Annotated in this window: 16 protein-coding genes; 11 read left to right on the top strand and 5 right to left on the bottom strand. The window is 69.9% G+C overall.

From position 1 onward, the window contains the following. Positions 1-380 precede the first annotated feature (380 nt). Positions 381-1,310, top strand: coding sequence for a DUF5996 family protein (locus ABN028_RS01025; RefSeq protein WP_349695252.1), 930 nt, complete (start codon positions 381-383; stop codon positions 1,308-1,310). Here ABN028_RS01025 and ABN028_RS01020 read toward each other — a convergent pair. Continuing rightward, a complete protein-coding gene (locus ABN028_RS01020) occupies positions 1,291-1,914 on the bottom strand; it encodes a hypothetical protein (RefSeq protein WP_349695251.1) in 624 nt (207 codons plus the stop codon). The two genes, ABN028_RS01025 and ABN028_RS01020, sit on opposite strands and share 20 nt — an antisense overlap. Before the next feature lie 160 nt (positions 1,915-2,074). Between ABN028_RS01020 and ABN028_RS01015 the strand changes: the two genes are divergently transcribed. From ABN028_RS01015 to ABN028_RS00995, 5 genes are all read left to right on the top strand, one after another. Next, the gene (locus ABN028_RS01015; protein WP_349695250.1) at positions 2,075-5,464 is read left to right on the top strand and encodes a S8 family peptidase; all 3,390 of its coding nucleotides are present in this window, start codon (positions 2,075-2,077) and stop codon (positions 5,462-5,464) included. Between the two features lie 56 nt (positions 5,465-5,520). Further along, complete coding sequence (locus ABN028_RS01010) at positions 5,521-6,096, top strand: RNA polymerase sigma factor (protein ID WP_349329536.1); 576 nt, start codon at positions 5,521-5,523, stop codon at positions 6,094-6,096. A gap of 12 nt (positions 6,097-6,108) precedes the next feature. After that, positions 6,109-7,113, top strand: coding sequence for a hypothetical protein (locus ABN028_RS01005; protein ID WP_349695249.1), 1,005 nt, complete (start codon positions 6,109-6,111; stop codon positions 7,111-7,113). Between the two features lie 146 nt (positions 7,114-7,259). Next, positions 7,260-8,201: a 5-dehydro-4-deoxyglucarate dehydratase gene (locus ABN028_RS01000; protein WP_349329538.1), complete on the top strand. Its 942-nt coding sequence runs from the start codon at positions 7,260-7,262 to the stop codon at positions 8,199-8,201. After that, positions 8,198-9,460 carry a glucarate dehydratase family protein gene (locus ABN028_RS00995; protein ID WP_349329539.1) on the top strand — a complete coding sequence of 421 codons (1,263 nt, stop codon included), beginning with the start codon at positions 8,198-8,200 and terminating at the stop codon, positions 9,458-9,460. The genes ABN028_RS01000 and ABN028_RS00995 overlap by 4 nt, the downstream gene beginning before the upstream one ends. A gap of 33 nt (positions 9,461-9,493) precedes the next feature. Here ABN028_RS00995 and ABN028_RS00990 read toward each other — a convergent pair whose 3' ends face one another. Then, the gene (locus ABN028_RS00990; protein WP_349695248.1) at positions 9,494-11,023 is read right to left on the bottom strand and encodes a ferredoxin reductase family protein; all 1,530 of its coding nucleotides are present in this window, start codon (positions 11,021-11,023) and stop codon (positions 9,494-9,496) included. Positions 11,024-11,251: 228 nt separating this feature from the next. Between ABN028_RS00990 and ABN028_RS00985 the strand changes: the two genes are divergently transcribed. The 3 genes from ABN028_RS00985 to ABN028_RS00975 all read left to right on the top strand — a co-directional run bounded on the left by ABN028_RS00985 (position 11,252) and on the right by ABN028_RS00975 (position 14,237). Next, complete coding sequence (locus ABN028_RS00985; protein WP_349695247.1) at positions 11,252-12,412, top strand: baeRF3 domain-containing protein; 1,161 nt, start codon at positions 11,252-11,254, stop codon at positions 12,410-12,412. A 104-nt stretch (positions 12,413-12,516) separates the two neighbouring features. Then, positions 12,517-13,212 carry a thiamine pyrophosphate-binding protein gene (locus ABN028_RS00980; RefSeq protein WP_349329542.1) on the top strand — a complete coding sequence of 232 codons (696 nt, stop codon included), beginning with the start codon at positions 12,517-12,519 and terminating at the stop codon, positions 13,210-13,212. Between the two features lie 14 nt (positions 13,213-13,226). Beyond that, complete coding sequence (locus ABN028_RS00975; RefSeq protein ID WP_349695246.1) at positions 13,227-14,237, top strand: transketolase family protein; 1,011 nt, start codon at positions 13,227-13,229, stop codon at positions 14,235-14,237. On the opposite strand, the gene ABN028_RS00970 is transcribed toward ABN028_RS00975, so the two are convergent. Next, complete coding sequence (locus tag ABN028_RS00970; protein WP_349695245.1) at positions 14,218-15,348, bottom strand: Gfo/Idh/MocA family protein; 1,131 nt, start codon at positions 15,346-15,348, stop codon at positions 14,218-14,220. The two genes, ABN028_RS00975 and ABN028_RS00970, sit on opposite strands and share 20 nt — an antisense overlap. Positions 15,349-15,623: 275 nt before the next feature. On the opposite strand from ABN028_RS00970, the gene ABN028_RS00965 reads away from it, so the two are divergent. Continuing rightward, complete coding sequence (locus ABN028_RS00965; RefSeq protein WP_349329545.1) at positions 15,624-15,827, top strand: hypothetical protein; 204 nt, start codon at positions 15,624-15,626, stop codon at positions 15,825-15,827. On the opposite strand, the gene ABN028_RS00960 is transcribed toward ABN028_RS00965, so the two are convergent. Then, on the bottom strand, positions 15,817-16,953 hold the full coding sequence (locus tag ABN028_RS00960; protein WP_349329546.1) for a mandelate racemase/muconate lactonizing enzyme family protein: 1,137 nt from the start codon (positions 16,951-16,953) through the stop codon (positions 15,817-15,819). The two genes, ABN028_RS00965 and ABN028_RS00960, sit on opposite strands and share 11 nt — an antisense overlap. 238 nt (positions 16,954-17,191) lie before the next feature. Here ABN028_RS00960 and ABN028_RS00955 point away from each other — a divergent pair, with 238 nt between their 5' ends. After that, the gene (locus ABN028_RS00955; RefSeq protein ID WP_349695244.1) at positions 17,192-18,193 is read left to right on the top strand and encodes an acetamidase/formamidase family protein; all 1,002 of its coding nucleotides are present in this window, start codon (positions 17,192-17,194) and stop codon (positions 18,191-18,193) included. On the opposite strand, the gene ABN028_RS00950 is transcribed toward ABN028_RS00955, so the two are convergent. Next, positions 18,180-18,416: a hypothetical protein gene (locus ABN028_RS00950; RefSeq protein WP_349695243.1), complete on the bottom strand. Its 237-nt coding sequence runs from the start codon at positions 18,414-18,416 to the stop codon at positions 18,180-18,182. The two genes, ABN028_RS00955 and ABN028_RS00950, sit on opposite strands and share 14 nt — an antisense overlap. Between the last annotated feature and the right edge of the window lie 248 nt (positions 18,417-18,664).

The raw sequence follows: 18,664 nt of genomic DNA, 5'->3' as shown, positions 1-18,664 counted from the left end.
CAACGACCCGCGATGGCCGCAGGTCCTGTTGGCCGCTCCGCGGGCCTTGTCGTGACATTCCCCGGGTGCCAGCTACCTCGATCGCCGTCCTCCGGAAGTCCTGACCCCGAAGGAAACATCGCCGATCACGCCGGGCGGCCCGGAGACATCTCAGTCCCCAGTGTCCACATAACGTGGCCACGCCGGGCGGGAATGGTGGACAGATTTACGCCGCACACAATCGTGGGTCGAAGTTGCGTCGAACGCATGGAACGATCTGGATCGAAATGCGGCGACCGAATGGACCTCTGGTCCCTTGACATTCGCGGAGTGGGCACCAGTGCCGTGCGGGTGTAAGGATCGAAAACAGCAGGCGTCGACCACGGGGCACGGTGATTCATATGCAACTCTTCCCTTCGATCCCGTTAGCGGACTGGAAAGACAGCAAAGAGACGTTGCACCGGTTCGCTCAGATCGTCGGCAAGGTTCGCCTCGCAGCCGGCGTAAGGCGCAACCACTGGTGGAATGTCCCCTACCATCTCACCGGCCGGGGCATCACCACCCGGCCCATGGGTCTGGTCGACGGAAACCCGGTCTTCACCGTCGACTTCGACTTTGTCGACCACCGACTGGTTGCGCAGTCGATCGAAGGCGGGTCAGCGGCTTTCTCCCTGCTCGGCCATTCGGTCGCGTCCTTCTACGACCGCACGTTCGAGGCGTTGGACGCGATCGGGGTGAAGGTCACGATCGACCATCCGCACCCCTTCGACATTCCCGGCGATGGACACCCCTTCGGCTCCGACACCGCGCACGCGACGTACGACCCGGTCTGGGTCAACCGCTATTGGCAGGTGCTGAGTCAGGTCAATCTTCTCCTCGAGAAGTTCTCTTCGGGATTCTCGGGCAAGATCAGCCCAGTCCATCATTTCTGGCACACGTTCGACATCGCCGTGACGAGATTCTCCGACCGAGTTGTCGAACAGTCACCGGAAACCGATCCCGTCACCCGTGAGGCGTACTCCCGCGAAGTCATCAGTGCGGGATTCTGGTTCGGCGACGACGCGTTTCCGGAGCCGGCGTTCTATTCCTACGTCGCCCCGGCACCCGAGGGCCTCGCCGACCAACCCCTCCGCCCGCCGTCGGCGCAGTGGCTGGAGCAGCGTGGGAGTCCACTCGCCGTGCTGCGCTATGACGACGTACGCACCGCTGACAATCCGATGGGCAACGTCCTCGACTTCTACGAGACGGTCTACCAGGCCGGCGCCAGGCTCGCCGGGTGGGACCTCGAACGGCTGACGTGCCCTGGCGGGATCACCGACCCCTACGCCTGAGCGATGGGAACGAGCGAACCAATGAACGCAGCACGCGGGTGCGCTGCGAAGCGAGATCCCGCGTGAGCGGGTGGTGGTGCACCCTGCCGTCCAGCAGGTCGAGCACCCGAGCCGCGCCCCGATGGTCCTGTGTCGGGCGGTCGAGGCCGTCGAGCACCTGCGAGGTCACCGCACCGTAGGCGAGATGCGGGATGAGGTCCGCCGCCCAGTCCCTGGCCGCCCAACCTCGCGGGTCGGTGACACCGAGGGCGGCCATCGGGGCGTTCCCGGCGAGCATCGCCACGACCATCGCGCCGACCGCGCCCACGACCGGGCTGGGCCGCCAGCCGAGCCCGCGGAGCCCGCCGAGCAGCGCACCCGTCGCAACACCGGCGACGAGGCCGGTCAGTGGGGCCAGCCCGGCGACCCGGTTGTGCCGTCGTTCCCCCTGACCGGGCACCGGGACATGCGTCTTCATGGACAGGATCTCCACGGTGTCCTCCGGGGTGTGGCTCGCCGCCCTGCCGCGCGCGGCCATGTCGAGATAGGTGACGGCGTTGAGCGCGGTCGTACCCGCCGCACCCGCCGCGGCACCCCGCAGAACTGACCGCAGCAGCCCACCCATACCCGTCCCCTTCCCTCGCCGTGCCGGACCGTGTCGAGGTCCTCGAGAGACCCCGCCCTCGCGCCTACCCCACCTGCCGTGACTTACGCGGGAACCTGTCGGATGTCCGCGGACACATGAGAGGTGTACGCGCGTACTGCCCGACGAAGGGGGACTCTCGATGCGACGCCATCGATGGCACGCACTGCTGCTCGCGCTCGTGCTCGCGGTCACGGGTCTGGCGGCCGGTCCGGCCGCAGTTTCGGCCGCCGGTTCTGCCGGAACGGCGAGCAGCGCGGCGGGCCCGGCCAGGGGCGAACGCACGGTCGTCGTCACGTTGGTCACCGGCGACAAGGTGGTGGTCTCCACCAGCCGCGACGGGCGGCGCGGCATGGACATCCGGCCGGCTCCCGGCCGCGAGGGTGTGCCGTTCGTCGAACGCAGGTCGGCCGCCGGCGGCCTCAGTGTCGTGCCCGCGGACGCCGCGGCGTTGATCGCGTCCGGGAAGCTCGACCCCAGGTTGTTCGATGTCGACACCCTCATCAGTCACGGCTACGCGGACGGCGTACGCCAGGACCTCCCCCTGATCGTGTCCCACGGCACCACGGCGCGCTCCAAGGCCGACACGAGGTCCGCTCTTGCCGCGGCCGACGCCACAGTCACCCGGGAGCTGCCCAGCGTGCAGAGCACCGCGGTCCGGGCGGAGAAGACGGGCGCGCTCTGGGCCGAACTCACCCGTGGCCAGGCGGCGACGCGGACGTTCGATCCCGGCATCGAGAAGGTGTGGCTGGACGGCCGCGTCAGGGCGTCCCTGGACGAGAGCGTCCCGCAGGTCGGCGCGCCCGCGGCGTGGCAGGCCGGCTTCACCGGCGAGGGCGTGAAGGTCGCCGTCCTCGACACCGGCATCGACGCCGACCACCCCGATCTCGCCGGCGCCGTGGTGGCGGCCGAGGACTTCACCGAGACGGGGAGTACGCACGACGGCAACGGCCACGGCACCCACGTGGCGTCCATCATCACCGGCAGCGGCACGGCGTCCGGCGACAGGTACACGGGTGTCGCACCGGACGCCGACCTGCTCGTCGGCAAGGTCCTCGACGACGGTGGTTACGGCACCGACTCCGCGATCATCGCGGGCATGGAGTGGGCGGTCGCGCAGGGCGCCCGGGTCGTCAACCTGAGCCTTGGCGGTTGCCCGACCGACGGGTCCGACCCGATGTCGCAGTCGGTCAACACCCTGACCGAACAGTCGGGCGCGCTGTTCGCCATCGCGGCGGGCAACCACCCGAGCGGCAACTCGTGTGCGGAGGCCGAGGACGTGGTGTCCGCGCCGGCCGTCGCGGACGCGGCGTTGGCGGTCGGCAGCGTCACGAAACAGGACGAGCTGAGCGGGTTCTCCAACGTCGGCCCACGGCCGGGCGACGGTGCGATCAAGCCGGAGCTCACCGCGCCCGGTCAGGACATCGTGGCCGCCCGCGCGGCGGGCACCGAGTTGGGCGACGTCGTCGACGAGCGCTACACCACGCTGTCCGGCACGTCGATGGCGGCGCCGCACGTCGCCGGCGCCGCGGCGATCCTCGCCCAGCAGCATCCCAGCTGGAAGGCCGACGAACTGCGTTCGGTCCTGATGGGTACGGCCGGGCCGCACCCCACGTTGGGCGTCTTCGCGCAAGGTGCGGGCCGGCTCGACGTCGCGGCTGCCGTACGACAGAACGTGCTGGCGACCCCGGCGGCCCTCAGCATGGGGATCGCCCGCTGGCCCCACGACGGCGACGAACCGGTCACGACGACGCTGACGTACGCCAACACCGGCGACGCGGCCGTGACCCTCGACCTCGCCGCGACAGGTACCGGCCCGGACGGCCAACCCGCCCCCGACGGCATGTTCACGGTGACGCCGAGAACCGTGACCCTCCCGGCGAGGGGCTCCGCACAGGTGACGGTCACGGGTGACACCACGCTGGGCGGTCCCGACGGGCACTACTCCGGCAGGGTCACCGCCCGCGGCGGCGAGACCGTCGTCAGCACACCGATCGGGATCACCAAGGAGGTCGAGTCCTACGACCTGACCGTCGACGCGGTGAACCGGTCCGGTGAACCGGTGGACACGGTAGCCGGCCTGACCAACGTCGCGGCCGGCCCGCCACGGCTCGTCCACCTGCCTGGTGAGCCCGTGACACTGCGCCTGCCGAAGGGGCGTTACGACCTGGCAACGTCCATCTTCGACGGCGCTCCACCCAAGGCAGCACCGGGAAGGGCGGCTGCCGAGCCGACGCCGGCGACGCTCGCGACCCGGCCGGACCTCGTGCTGGACAAGGACACCGCGGTGACCCTCGACGCGCGGAAGGGGCGTCGGGTACGTGCCGTCGTGGACAACCCGGCCGCCAAGCCCACGGGCTACCAGGCGACCTGGGTCGACAACGGCATCCTGGGCTTCCGGGTCTGGGGCGGCAACGATCCCAACGTCGGCAACACCCCGCTGTACGCGACACCGACCGCGAAGGTGACCGGCCATCCGTACACCTTCGGCTATCTCGCCACCCTCGGCGAGCCGCTCGACGACGGCGGATCCGGCGCGAACGGGATACCCCGCGACTACCACCTCTTCGAGGACATGTCCGGGCAGATCCCGGACCCGCCGACGTTCACTGTGCACGACGGCGACCTCGCGGCGGTGAACCTGCGGCTCCACAGCCAGGCGGTGGCGGGCTCCCGGGAGGCGACGTTCGCCAGCATCCCGTTCACCGACATCTGGGACGGTCGGCTCAACCGCTACCCCGTCACGATGCCCAGCAGACGGCTCGCGTTCTACTCCACCGGCCCCGACCTGGTGTGGGATCGTTCGCTGGAGGGCGACGGCGGTGGGGAGATCGCCGGACCGCTCAGTAAATACCAGGCTGGAACGAAGTACCGCGAAGACTGGAACGTCGCGGCCATCGGGCCGGTGGCCACGCCGTTCTTCTACGGCAGCGGGCTCTTCCTGAACCTCACGCCGTTCTCGCCGGCGGAGGACGGGCACGCGTTCTTCTCCGACGGCAGCGGTATCGCCATGCAGACGACGCTACGCCGCAACGGCACCGTGGTCGGGACGAGTGACAGCCCTGACGGCGGCCGATTCGACATCCCGGCGGATCGCGCGGAGTTCACGGTGACGAGCAGAGCCACTCGCACCGTCGACTGGTCGGCGCTCGCGACCCGGGTGAACACGACCTGGAAGTTCACCGCCGGACCGTTCGAGAACTTCGCCAGGCCGGGCGTCCTCGGCATCCGGGTGGGAGGCGCGTTCAACCTGCGCGACCGGGCACCCGCCGGAAAGCCGTTCCGGCTGGACGTCCGGGCCCAGCGGGCCGACCCCGACACTCCGGTCAGCGACGTGCGGCTCGAGGCGTCCTTCGACGACGGAAGGACGTGGACACCGCTCGAGCTGACCGACGCGGGCACCGATCGCTGGCTGGCTGACATCGCCCACCCGCAGAGCGCCGCGTTCGTGTCGCTGCGGGCGACCGGGCGCGACTCGGCCGGTGCCAGCGTGCGGCAGACGGTGATCCGGGCGTACGGACTGAGCAGGTGAATGCCCGCGGCACGCTGGACGGCAACCACACGCGGGGGGACGGACATGTACCTCACATGACGCTCCGTTCGGAGATGCTGAACGACCGCGACCTCTGGGACCTGGCCGGCGCGGGCGACACCGAGGCGTTCGGGCTGCTGTTCGACCGGCACGCCCGGGCGGTCTACAACTTCCTGTTCCGGCGTACGGCGTCGGCGAGCGACGCCGAGGACCTCACCTCCTCGGTGTTCCTCCTGGCCTGGCGGAAGCGGACGCAGGTGGTTCTCGACCGCGACAGCGCCCTTCCGTGGCTGCTGAAGGTCGCCGACTACGCGGCGCGGACGGAGTGGCGGTCCGTACGCCGCTACCGGCTCGCCCTCGCCAGGGCTGGCGTCGCCCGGGACGAACATCCCGACCACGCCGACGAGGTGGCCGCCCAGATCGACGACGAACGCCGCATGGCAGAAGTCCGGCGGGCGGTCCACCGGCTGCCCCGGCACGAACGTCAGGTCGTCGAACTCTGCATCTGGTCAGGACTGGACCAGCAGGCCGCCGCCGTCGCACTCGGCATCGCCGTCGGCACTGTCAAGTCGCGCTTGTCACGCGCCCGTCAACGTCTGCAGGGCCTGCTGGTCCTGCCGCAGGAACGCTGAGGAGGTCCATCCATGAACACCCTGTTGTCACCGCCGCCGGAGCGTTCGCTCCCCCACCACCAGCGACGCCGGGCGAAGCTGCTGAGGATCATCGACCATGAACGGGCGGTGCGTCCCCGCCGGCCAGTCGTCCCGATCGTCGCGGCCGCCTCGGTCGCGGCACTCACCGTCGGCGGCACGGTCGTGGTCCAGAACATCGGCCTAAGCGACAGTCGCATCGGCCCGGCCGGCAGCCTGCCGCAAGGCGGCACCGAGGTCACGGAGCAACCCACGTCCGAACCCACGTCCGAACCCACGTCCTCACCGGGCGGGGAACCCACCGGTGAGTCGAGGGGGAAACCGACCCTGGCGGCGTACGAGCCTGCGCCGGTGGCGCGGGAGCTGAGCCACCAGGAGACGCGGGACTACCTGCGTGACTGCGCATCGGGGGCGCCGGGCATGTTCGACGGTCACGTGCCGTACGTCGGCATCACCCTGCCGGAGGAGCACCGCCCCTGGGTCTCCGCGTCCTGGCTCGTCACCCGCAAGGGCCGGGAGTACGTCGTGTGCGTCCGGGACGGCCGCGGCAACCCGCTCTCGTCCTCGGCGTTCGGCTCGGCCGCCGCGAAGGACATTCCGCACCTGTTCGCACCGGTGGACATGCGCAGCGACGGTTTCGGCCTCGTCACGCGTCCAGTCGCGACCGTCACGGTTCAGGCGAAGGGCGAGCCCGAGCGGGAAGCCGTACTGCGCAACGGATTCTGGTTCGCACCGGTGCCGGATCCGCCGGGCCGGACCTCGCAGGTGGGTCCGGAAAGCACGCCTGACGAGGACGACCTGGTGATCGGTATCAATCCACCGGGCACGATCCTGCGTGGTTACGACACCGACGGCACGCTGGTCTATGACTCCTCCAAGACCGGGCCGACCGTCGAGGAGTGCTACACCGACCCCGACGGCCGCGAAGTGATCGTCCACAACGGGATCGAGAACCCGACTCCCGGAACCTGCCGACGCACCCTCACCTGGGAGCACTGACCCGGGCACGCCGCCCGCCTGAGACCACTGGCCGGGCCCGCCGACCTGCCAGCCGGGGCGGATCTGACTCGTTGGCCACTCCTGGCAAGTTGGCCTGGTGAGACGTGAGGGCGGGAGAGGGGAGCGCCCCGGCTACGGTCGGGGGCGTGGACTTCACCGGACTACTCTCCTTCCCGCTCACGCCGTTCGACGCCGATGACCGGGTTGACCTCGACGTTCTCCGTACGCATGTCGATCAGCAGGTGACGGCCGGTGCCGCGGCGGTGTTCGTCGCCTGCGGCACGGGCGAGTTCACCGCCCTGACTCTGCAGGAACACCGCGACGTCGTGGCCACGGCCGTACGCACGGTGGCCGGCAGGGTCCCCGTGTTCGCCGGGGCGGGCGGCGGTGCCGGGCTGGCCCGCGAGTTCGTCGCCCAGGCGGCCGCGGCCGGCGCCGACGGGGTGCTGCTGCTTCCGCCGTACCTCGTCTCGTCCACCGCCGCCGGCCTCGTCCGGCACGTCGGCTACGCGGCCGCGGGCGCGAGCATCCCCGTCATCGTCTACCAGCGCGCCAACGCGGTGTTCTCCCGGCAGGCGGCGCTCGACCTGCTCGACATCCCCTCGGTGGCGGGGCTCAAGGACGGGATCGGCGACGTCGACGCCCTGCTGCGTACGGTCACGGCGATCCGTGGCAGCGGGCACCCCCACGCGGCGGACTTCTGCTTCCTCAACGGCATGCCCACCGCGGAGCTCAGCGCCCTCGCCTACCGGGCGATCGGCGTCCCCCGCTATTCGTCGGCGGTGCACTGTTTCGCGCCGGACATCGCCCATGCGTTCCACACCGCCTTCGCATCCGGTGACGACGCCGGCGTGACCGCGCTCCTGCGCGACTTCTACCTGCCCTTCGCGGAGTTGCGCGACCAGGTGCCGGGCTACGCCGTCGCGCTCGTGAAGGCCGGGGCGCGCCTCGCCGGCCTGCCGGTGGGAGGCGTGCGGCCGCCGCTGGTCGACCCGACTCCCGCGCACGTCGACCGCCTGGCCGAGATCATCGCCACGGCTCGCGCCGGCCTGCCGAACCCGTCCCACGACACCGGGAGCGCCAGATGATCATTCGCGACGTCCTCGTCACCCCGGTCGCGTTCCGCGACCCGCCGCTGCTCAACGTCGCCGGTGTGCACCAGCCGTACGCACTGCGGACCATCGTCCAACTGGTCTGCGCCGACGGGGTCGTCGGACTCGGCGAGACCTACGGTGACGACACCCTCCTGGCGCGTCTCGAGCGGATCGCGCCGACGCTCGTCGGGCTGTCGGTCTTCGACGTCAACGCCATCCGCGGCAAGGTGGAGGCGGTCGTCACCGGCGCACCGGGCGGCCAGGACCCTGACCGGCTGACCGGCGCCCCGTCGACCGCCCGCGCCGTCCTGCAGGCGTACTCGCCGTTCGAGGTCGCGTGTCTCGATGCCCAGGGCAAGGCGCTCGGTGTGCCGGTCGCCGATCTGCTCGGTGGTGCCGTCCGCGAGTCCGTTCCGTTCGCCGCCTACCTGTTCTACAAGTGGGCGGGCCATCCGGACTTCGAAGCCGACGAGACCTACGGCGAGGCGCTCGATCCGGCCGGCGTCGTCGCGCAGGCCCGCACCATGGTCGACACGTACGGCTTCGCGTCCCTCAAGCTGAAGGGCGGCGTCTTCCCACCAGAGCAGGAGATCGCGGCGATCCGCGCGCTCCGTGAGGCGTTTCCCGACCTCCCGCTGCGCCTGGATCCCAACGCCGCTTGGACCGTCGCCACGTCGGTCAAGGTCGCAGACGAACTGGACGGCGTGCTCGAATACCTCGAGGACCCGACGCCGTCGATTCCCGGCATGGCAGAGGTCGCGCGCGAGGCGTCGATGCCGCTCGCCACCAACATGTGCGTCGTCGCCTTCGACCACCTGCCGGAAGGCGTTGCCCGCAAGGCGATCGGCGTGCTCCTCTGCGACCACCACTACTGGGGCGGCCTGCGGATGTGCCAGACGCTCGCGACGATCTGCCAGACGTTCGGCATCGGGTTGTCCATGCATTCCAACACCCACCTCGGCATCAGCCTGGCCGCCATGGTGCACCTCGCCGCCGCCACGCCCTATCTGTCCTACGCCTGCGACACGCACTACCCGTGGACGCTCGACGACGTGGTGCGGCCCGGCGCGCTGCGGATCGTCGACGGTGCGGTGCCCGTGCCGGCAGGGCCCGGGCTCGGCGTGGAACTCGACCCGGATGCCCTTGCCCGACTCCATGAGCAGTACCTCCGCTGCGGGATCCGCCGCCGTGACGACGGCGGCTACATGCGGACGTTCCGGCCCGAGTTCCAACCACCTCGCGGCACCTGGTGAGGCCCAGAGGCGCGCCAAGCGTCGCCCAGCCGGTCAACTGGCGAACGCGTAGTCCTCGCGATGGATCCGCTCCGCCGGCACTCCGCAGGACCGCAGTAGCGCACTCGCAGCCTTCGCCATGCCCGCCGGGCCGCACACGTAGGCGTCACGCTCGGCGATGTCCGGAACCAGCCGTCGTACGTCGGTCGGGTTCAGCGGGTCGGCGCGAACCTTGTCGCCCCGGTTCCCCACCAGGTAATGCACCTGCGCACCGCGGGCGGCCGCGATGGCGTCGAGTTCCTGCCGGAAGAGCACGTCGTCCGGTGTGCTCGTACGGTAGAGCAGAGTGAGCTGACCAGGCGTCGTGGACAGCGACTCGAACAACGCCCGCAGCGGTGTCACGCCGACACCACCAGCGATGAGGACGGCACCCGGCCGGGTGCGGCGGGCAGCGGTGAGGGCGCCGTACCCACCCGAGGCCATCACCCTGGTGCCCGGGCGCAGCACCTGCAACACGCTGGTGTGGTCGCCGACGGCCTTGATCGTGACGCGAAGCCAGTGCGGGTTCGGCGCCGCCGACAGCGAGAACGGATGCGACTGCCGCCACGTCGCCTTGGTGAGGAACCGCAGCCTGACGAACTGGCCTGGCTCGGCGGCAAAGCTCGCAAGGTCCCGGCCGGTGAAGTAGACCGACACGACACCAGGGGCTTCCTGGCGTACGTGGGTGACGACCATCCGCTGGCGCAGGGCGTTCGACAACGGAACGCAGAATCGGTACCACAGCAGCAGGATGGCAACGCCGGCATACAGGCCGATCCACCACACCCGCACGACCGGAAGCGCCGCGAACAACGCACCGTCGACGATCTGGTGTCCGAACGCCAGGGCGATAGCGAGATAGGTGCCGAGGTGGAGGACGTACCACGCCTCGTAGGAGACCCGGCGTCGCACGACGCGCGCCGAGTAGAAACCAACGGCGACGAGGAGCACGGAGCCGAGTGTGGCCAGGCCGACGTACGGATACCCCAGCATCAGCGTCACCGCCTGGGCGGGAAGGGACGCGTTCGCGCTCACCGCGTACCCCCACCAGATGAGCAGGCCGTGGGCCACAACGAGGAGGACGACGTACCCGCCGATCCGGCCGTGCACCCTGGACAGGTGTCCGGCACCGATCGCCTTGTCGAGAAGGGGAATGCGCGCCATCAGCGCGAGCAACACGACGACGAGAAAGCCCGCGTAGAGACCGAGCAGGCTTCCACCGTTGACCATCGCGGCACCGAACGACGCGGCCGGCACCCTGGTGGCCAGCCACATCATCGTGATGATCAGCATGCCTGACCCGATTCCCGCCCAGAGCGCGCCGACCGGATGCACCTTCGCCCACTCCCTGACGACGGACATGGCCAACGCGGCGCCCCGCTGTTGGGCGTCGCCACCAGTGCCAGCACTCCACTGTTCGCCGGGCGCCTGCGGAAGCGTCTTCGTCGTACCGCTGCGAACCGGCCCGGCCACCTGGAAGGGTTCGAGTACCGGAAGAGCCGTGGCGCCGGCGGGGTTCACATTCAGACGCTGGAATCTGGACATGCCCGTCTCCTCTGCGCTCCAGCGGCAGACCACGCCGACCGCCGTTCTTCGGTGTCTGGAGGGAGTACGACGGTGTGGGCGCACCTGGTTCGCGGCGGTTTCGGGCGTTGGCCGGCGGGCCACCGTCGGTCGCGCTCTCGGGCGTACCGGACAAAGCGCACCCACGTCCACGGTGGGTAGAGTGGCCGTATGCCCGATCGCCCTGGGTAACGGGGCATGGGGGGTGGCATGGATCTTCTTCGCAGGCAAGATCTCGAGTTCCTGATTCAGCGCGATCATCCGGGCACCCAGGTGTCGCTGTTCATGCCGACCGACCGGTCCGGCAACGACGTGCCGGCCGAGCGGATCCGATGGCGGAACCTGCTCCGAGAGGTCGAGTCGGTCCTGGCCCGGCAGGGTGTGCGTACGCCGAAGATCGCCGAGATCCTCGCTCCCGCATGGGATCTGCACACCGACGGACTTGCCTGGCAGTACACGAGCGACGGCCTCGCGATGTTCCTGGGCGAGGGCTGGCAACGGTCGTTCCGCGTTCCGGTCGAGGTACCCACCGTGGGAGCTGTCGGGGACCACGTCGTCGTCGGACCGCTGCTGCCCGTCCTCACCGGCGACCGACGTTTCCTGGTGCTGGCGCTGAGCCAACAGAACGTACGACTGCTCGAAGGCAGCCTCCAGCACATCGAGGAAGTCGAGCTCACCGGTGTCCCGACCAACATGCGGGAGGTCGTCGAACCGCGACCGACGCGCGCGGACAGCGTTCCCTGGGTCGCTGCGGGTCCGACCGGTGGCCGAGCCGGGGTCGGGATCTTCTACGGCCACGGCGCGGCCGACAAGGACGTCAAGAAGGACGACGTCCGCTATTTCCTTCACCGGGTCGCCGAGGGGATGCATCACGTCGTCGGCGGACGTGACCTGCCCATGGTCCTGGTGGGTCTGGACTATCTGGTGGCGATCTACCGGGAGGTCAACACCTACCCGCACGTGACGGAGCAGGCGGTCCGGGAGAACTCCGACCAGTACTCCGCCCCACAACTGCACGCGATCGCCTGGCCCATCGTGGCGGGGATCCGCGAGCAGGAGACCGAACGGGCCGCCGAGCGGATCAGTGACCTGCTGGGCACGGGCCTTGCCGCCAATGACGTACAAGCTGTCGCGGCCGCGGCCAGGGAGGGCCGGGTCGAGACGCTGCTCCTTGCCGGACGTCCGTCGTGTTGGGATCGCCTCGCGAACGTGACCCAGGTGGTCGAACTCGGTGCCAGCGGCGGGCATCCGCACTGTGAACTGCTCGACGGTGCCGCGGTCGACACGCTGACCCAGGGAGGGCGGGTGTACGCCGTGAACGGCCCAGAAGTGCCCGGTGGCGGCGACATCGCCGCCATCCTCCGCTACTGAGCGCAGCCGGACCGCCCTTGACCCAAGGCGTAGGTCCAACGACCGATCCGGTGCGGACCCGTTGACCGATCTGTGGGGGTCTGCGCCGTGCCAGGCTGCTGGATGTGACCGCAAGCGACGTGACTCTCGGCTACGACGAGCTGCCCCGGCTGATGACACAGATGACCGGGGACGAAAAGCACGGGTCGAGTGCGACCTCGACTCTCGATGTCCTGTGGGTGCTCTACGACCGGGTGCTCCGGGTCTCGCCCACGACCGTCGACGACCCTTCCCGTGACCGGTTCCTGCTGTCCAAGGGGCACGGCCCGATGGCGTTCTACGCCGTACTCGCGGCGAAGGGTTTCATCCCCGAGGACTGGCTCACCGGATTCGGGACCCTCGACTCCCCGCTCGGCCATCACCCGGACCGGGCCCTGATCCCCGGCGTCGAGATCTCCAGCGGCTCCCTCGGGCACGGCCTTCCGTTGGGCGTCGGCGAGGCGCTCGGCCTGCGGGCACAGGGATACGCGGACTCGCGGGTGGTCGTCCTGGTCGGCGACGCCGAACTCGACGAGGGCACGAACCACGAGGCCATCGCCTACGCGGGCGCGAGCGGTCTCGACAACCTCACCGCCGTCGTCGTGGACAACCAGTCCGCCACGCACGGGTGGCCGGGCGGCGTGGCGAGCCGCTTCGGTGTCAATGGTTGGTTGACACACACCGTGGACGGCCGCGACCACGACGCGATCGAGGCGGCCCTGCGCGCCACCGCGCCGCACCAGCCGACGGTCGTCGTGGCCGTCGTCGACCCCAAGGACTGAACGGAGCGAGCGACATGACCGAGGCGACCGGGACAGCCGAAGCGACTCCGGAAGCGGAAGCGACCGCGGCGACCGAACTGGTAGGAGTGGACGAGGGGTCAGCGACGCCGGACATGCGGACCCGGTTCGTCCAGGTGGCGAGCGACCTGCTCGACGAGGATCCCCGGACCGCCGTCGTGCTCGCCGACATCAGTGCGGACCTGTTCCAGCCGGCCGCGCGCCGGCATCCGACCCGGGTCCTCAACGTCGGCATCCGCGAACCGCTCATGCTCAGCGTGGCAGGCGGACTGGCACTGGCAGGCATGCGGCCGATCGCCCATTCCTACGCTCCGTTCCTCATCGAGCGTTCCTTCGAACAGATCAAGCTCGACCTCGGCCACCAGGACGCCACCGCCGTGCTGGTGAGCGTCGGCGCGTCGTACGACTGGACCGAAGGCGGGCGTACGCACCACTCACCCGGCGACGTGGCGCTGGTCGACACCCTGCCGGAGTGGGCGGTCCACGTGCCCGGCCATCCCGACGAGGCCGGCGCCCTCATCCGCGCGGCCATGCGGGACAGCGGCCCGGCGTACGTACGACTGTCGAATCGCGCCAACGCCGCCGCCCAGCCGGGCGCGGCGGATGGCCTTCTGCAGCAGGTACGCAGCGGTGGGCAGGCAGTCGTGGTCGCCGTCGGACCCATGCTGGACGGCGTCCTCGAAGCGACCGCCGGCCTGGATGTCGGAGTCGGGTACGCGGCGACGGTGCGACCGTTCGATGTCGCCGGCCTGCGGGCGCTGACCGAAGCGTCCACCGCCGCCGCGCATGCCAATCGCAGCGTCGATGTCGTGCTGGTCGAGCCGTACCTCGCAGGGACCTCCGCACGGATCATCGACGCGGCGCTCGTCGACCGCCCGCACCGGGTGCTGTCCCTCGGCGTCGACCGCAGGGAGCTCCGGAAGTACGGCACACCGGCCGAGCACGACCGCCTCTACGGCCTCGACCCGGCAGGGCTGCGACGGTCCATCACGAGCTTTCTGCGGTGAGGACCTCGGGCATCGGGTCCGGCCGTTCACACGTGCTCGCGATCTCCACCACGGCAGCGGTCTGAGCGGACTCCTCGATCGCCATCATGGCCTCGAGGACGTGATAGCCGAGCGCGGCGGAGCAGCGGTGCGGCCGGTCCTCGCGCATCGCGACCGCCATCTCCCACACGCCGAGCCCGCGCAGGTTGGCCTCGGACGCGGTGTTGCGATGCTGCGGCGCCACCTCCACGCCGGTGTCGCCGTCAGCAGCGCTCTTCCGCAGTCGTACGGCGTTCTGGAACCGGTTCGGGTTGGGCGTCCACAGTGTCCCGGCCGTCCCGCTGACCTGCACCGGCAGCATGCCCCGGCCGGCGGCAGACTCCCAGGTCGTCACGATGTGTGCGGTGGGACCGGCCACGAACTCCACCATGGCGGCGTACGACAGCGGAACGTCGACGCGCAGGCGCTCACCCGCGCGCGGGCCCTCTCCCACCACCACCTCGTCGACCTGCCGGCTGGCGCGACCCCATGCACGGCGGATCGGGCCGAGGAGATTGACCAACGTGGACAGGGGATACGGCGCCATGTCGAACAGCGGACCCGCACCCTGCTGGTAGAAGAAGTCTGGTGCGGGATGGCGTGCCGCTGGCCCGGGGGACGTCGCATAGAACCAGCTGCTGGCGTCGAGCACCGCACCGATCTCGCCGGAGTCGACCAACCGGCGAGCGGTCTGGTTCCCGTCCGCGAGGAGGGTGTCGGGCGCGCAGCCGAGCCGGAGACCCCTTCGTTCGGCCTCGTCAAGGGTCTGGCGCGCCTCGTCCAGGGTGAGCGCGAGCGGCTTCTCGCTGTAGACGTGCTTGCCCGCCTCCAGCGCGGCGAGGTTCAGCTCCACGTGCGCCGCCGGCCAGGTGAGGTTGACGACCAGCTCCACCTCGGGGTCGCGCAAGAGCTCGTTGACAGCGAGCACCCGCGGGACGTCGTGCTTGGCCGCCATGACCTCGGCACGCGCCAGGTCGAGGTCCGCACAGGCGACGACCGTCACGTCCTCGGGATGTCCACCCAGGTTGGCGATGTAGACGTCGCCGATGACGCCACAGCCGAGAACGCCTACCCGTACCGGTCCGCGACTCACTCGTCCACCTCTCGCCGGATCCACAACACCACCACCATTTCACCCGGTATCCGGGAGTGATCGGACCTGCGGCCGCGACCAGCTTGGCCACAGATTCCCGGGAACCGGGCCGGCCGCCAGGCGCCAGCGCGACCAGCGCGGGACCAGCCGGACCAGCGGAGCCAGCAGGACCAGCGGAGCCAGCAGGACCAGCCGGACCATGCCAACCGCCAGGCCAGCCAGGCAAGCGGCCAGGCCAGCCAGGCGTATGGCAGCCGGGCAAGGTGTCGACGCCTGTGAGGAGACCACAGACCTACTCAGCGTGGTCATTCGCCTCGAGTGTCCCCGGCAACTCCGGCAACCCCGGCAACGTCGGCAACTCCGGCAGCTCCGCAGGGACGGGTCGTCGCCCGGACGGCCGACGGGCGGCGGAGTCGGACCCGTACCGATCCGGCGGGCTGGTGCGACGGCGGCCGGGCGCCCTGACGCTCAGCGGGTGAGCTCGTACGTACGTACCACGTCCTCGTCGAACTCGAGGCCGATGCCCGGTCGGTCGCCCAGCACGGCAGCGCCGTCCTCGACCACCAGCCGGCTCGCCGGCGTCAGCAACTCCTCGAAGTTGTAGATGTCCTTGTCCAGCGTGAAGTGCTCGATCGCGATGCAGTTCGGGGCCGCCGCCGCGAGGTGGGCGTGGATGTTGGCGTGCCAGTGCGGCGCGACCTGGATCCCGAACGTCTCGGCCGCCCGTGCGACCCGCAGCCACTCGCTCACGCCGCCGAGGACGCCGGCGTCGGGCTGGAGGATGTCGGCTCCACCGCGTTCGATCAGGTCCCGGAACTCCCACCTGGTCTGGTGGATCTCGCCGGTCGCCACGGTCATCTCGATCTGGCTCGCGAGCGCGGCGTGGCCGGCGTTGTCGTCTGGCGAGAGCGGCTCCTCGAACCACCACAGGCCCACGTCTCCGGCCGCTCGTTCGAACGCCCGCGCCGCTCGCGCCGCCTCGGGCACGCTGCGGTAGGCGTTGTTGGCGTCGAGGCCGAGCCGCCCGGTGCCGCCGATCGCGTCGATCGCCGCCTTCACCCGCTTGGCGTCCTCCTCGACCGTCAGGCCGCCGACCTTGATCTTGTGGTCACGAAAACCCTGCGCCCGGTTCCGCTCGATCTCGGCCGCCACCACCGTCTCCCACGGCCCGTCCTCCGGACGGTAGTAGCCACCCGAGGCGTACGCCGGAATCGGCCGCGCGGTGGTGCCGCCGAGCAGGACGGCGAGCGGAACGCCGGCCCGCTTGGCGTTCGCGTCCCACAGCGCCATGTCGACCGCGGACAGCGCGCGGATGACCACGCCGCGCCGGCCGGTCAGCAGGGTCTCCTGGTAGAGCCGGTCCCACAGGCCGAGAATGTCGGTGTCGTCGGCGTCGCGGAGTACGGGCTCGAAAAGCTCGACGGAGGAGGCGAGGACCTGGCCGCCCGACGTACCGGCGTAGGAGTAGCCGAGCCCCTTCGTACCGTCGTCCGTCGTCACCTCGACGAGCAGGTAGTGGCGGTCGCTCAGGACTCGGGTGGACATCCGTGCGGTGCGCTTCAGGGGGACGGCCACGGCCCGGGCACGTACGTCTGTGATCGTCATGAAACCTCTCCAGGCTTGGCGGGTCGGCGTTCGGCGTTCGTTCGTCTGGTCGTTTGGCGGTTGGTCGCTGCTCCGGCGTTCTACCGGGTGACGACGTACGGCAAAGATCAGATGGTCCGATCTCTTCGGACGTCCGCTGGGAGGCTACCGGCCGTACGATGATCCGGGCACCTGCGCGGCGGGTCGCTGCGCGGCTGGACCTGTCCACCTACCCGGCACCGGAGGGAGACTGCGGCGGATGGAGACGATCGAGTACACACCCACCTTCGAGCAGTACGCATGGACCTTCGGGGGTGTCCAGCCGATCATGTCGGTCAAGCCAGGGACCGCCCTTCGGCTCTGGACCGAGGACGCCTACTCCGGCCGGATCCGGAAGGCGGAGGACCTGCCCTCGGTCTGCGTCGACATGAACCACGTCAATCCGCAGACCGGCCCGTTCCACGTGGAGGGTGCGGAGCCCGGCGACACTCTCGTCCTGCATTTCGTCGATCTCGAGCCGGCCCGGGACTGGGGGGTGTCGACCACGATCCCGTTCTTCGGCGGCCTGACGAGCACCGACAAGACGGCGACACTGCAGGATCCGCTGCCGGAGATGACGTGGATCTACCATCTCGACCGTGACAAGAAGTCGTTGACGTTCGAGGCGCTGCGGAGCGAGTTCCGGGTCGACCTTCCGTTGGAGCCGATGCTCGGCACGGTGGGCGTGGCGCCGGGTGGGCGCGAGGTACGTTCGTCGCTCGTCCCGGAACGCTTCGGCGGCAACATGGACTCTCCCGAGATGCGCGCCGGCGCGACCTGCTATCTCGGCGTCAACGTTCCTGGCGCGTTGTTCTCCATCGGGGACGGTCACTACCGGCAGGGCGAAGGCGAGGCTTGCGGAACCGCCGTCGAGGGTGCGATGAACGTCACGGTCATCGTCGAACTCGTCAAGGGTGGTGCGCCCGCGTGGCCGCGGATCGAGCACGACGACTCGTTGATGGCGATCGGTTCGAGTCGGCCGCTCGAGGACGCCTGGCGGATCGCCCAGGTCGAGATGGTGCGCTGGCTGGGCGAGCTGTACTCCCTCGACCCCATGGACGGCTACCAGTTGCTGTCCCAGACCGCGAAGGCACCACTCGCCAACGTCGTCGACACCAACTACAGCTCAGTCGTCAAGCTGGCAAAGGACTTGCTGCCAGTGTCATCGGCGTACGACGGCATCCACCAGCATCTTCGTGCGGCCGCAGCTACCCTCCACTGAGGCCGGTCCGGCTGAGTACGTCATCGGGCAGGACGGGCCATCGCCAAACCGGATCGGGCCGCCACGTGGTCCATTCCTGGGCGAATAGCCTGGTGCGTTCGCCCAGCATGGAAAGGACCTCCTCGCGTGCCCGCCCGACGCCGTCGTGTTCGGCATCCGACACCAGGCCGAGCCGCCGCCCGTACCGGCCAGTGCGCGAGCGCGACCAGGTTTCCATCGTCATGGATGTTCCGGCACGGGGTCGCGGTCCAGACCTTCCCTGCAAAGACATCCCGGCGTACGACCGTGCTACCGCAGGGAAACACCGGCTCACCTGGTTCGCCCATGCTGATCAGCCTACCGACGGCGATGCCTTGCGGCGATCGTGAGAGTTGCCGAACGAGGCGTTCGCGGGTACGTCGCTGGCGGCGGCGCGGTTGGCTGCCGATGTTCGACCACGTCCTGGCCGGAGAAGATTCTTCTAAGCGATTT

It is taken from the genome of Actinopolymorpha sp. B17G11, assembly GCF_040196095.1.
Classification (GTDB): domain Bacteria; phylum Actinomycetota; class Actinomycetes; order Propionibacteriales; family Actinopolymorphaceae; genus Thermasporomyces.
The sequence above is the reverse complement of the archived record's forward strand: the minus strand, read 5'-3'. Positions and strand labels throughout refer to the sequence as shown.

Bases quoted from the DNA above. Each gene is read 5' to 3' on its own strand.
- ABN028_RS01025 (WP_349695252.1), top strand. From the start codon at position 381: ATGCAACTCTTCCCTTCGATCCCGTTAGCGGACTGGAAAGACAGCAAA.
- ABN028_RS01020 (WP_349695251.1), bottom strand. From the start codon at position 1,914: ATGGGTGGGCTGCTGCGGTCAGTTCTGCGGGGTGCCGCGGCGGGTGCG.
- ABN028_RS01015 (WP_349695250.1), top strand. From the start codon at position 2,075: ATGCGACGCCATCGATGGCACGCACTGCTGCTCGCGCTCGTGCTCGCG.
- ABN028_RS01010 (WP_349329536.1), top strand. From the start codon at position 5,521: ATGACGCTCCGTTCGGAGATGCTGAACGACCGCGACCTCTGGGACCTG.
- ABN028_RS01005 (WP_349695249.1), top strand. From the start codon at position 6,109: ATGAACACCCTGTTGTCACCGCCGCCGGAGCGTTCGCTCCCCCACCAC.
- ABN028_RS00995 (WP_349329539.1), top strand. From the start codon at position 8,198: ATGATCATTCGCGACGTCCTCGTCACCCCGGTCGCGTTCCGCGACCCG.
- ABN028_RS00990 (WP_349695248.1), bottom strand. From the start codon at position 11,023: ATGTCCAGATTCCAGCGTCTGAATGTGAACCCCGCCGGCGCCACGGCT.
- ABN028_RS00985 (WP_349695247.1), top strand. From the start codon at position 11,252: ATGGATCTTCTTCGCAGGCAAGATCTCGAGTTCCTGATTCAGCGCGAT.
- ABN028_RS00975 (WP_349695246.1), top strand. From the start codon at position 13,227: ATGACCGAGGCGACCGGGACAGCCGAAGCGACTCCGGAAGCGGAAGCG.
- ABN028_RS00960 (WP_349329546.1), bottom strand. From the start codon at position 16,953: ATGACGATCACAGACGTACGTGCCCGGGCCGTGGCCGTCCCCCTGAAG.
- ABN028_RS00955 (WP_349695244.1), top strand. From the start codon at position 17,192: ATGGAGACGATCGAGTACACACCCACCTTCGAGCAGTACGCATGGACC.
- ABN028_RS00950 (WP_349695243.1), bottom strand. From the start codon at position 18,416: ATGACGATGGAAACCTGGTCGCGCTCGCGCACTGGCCGGTACGGGCGG.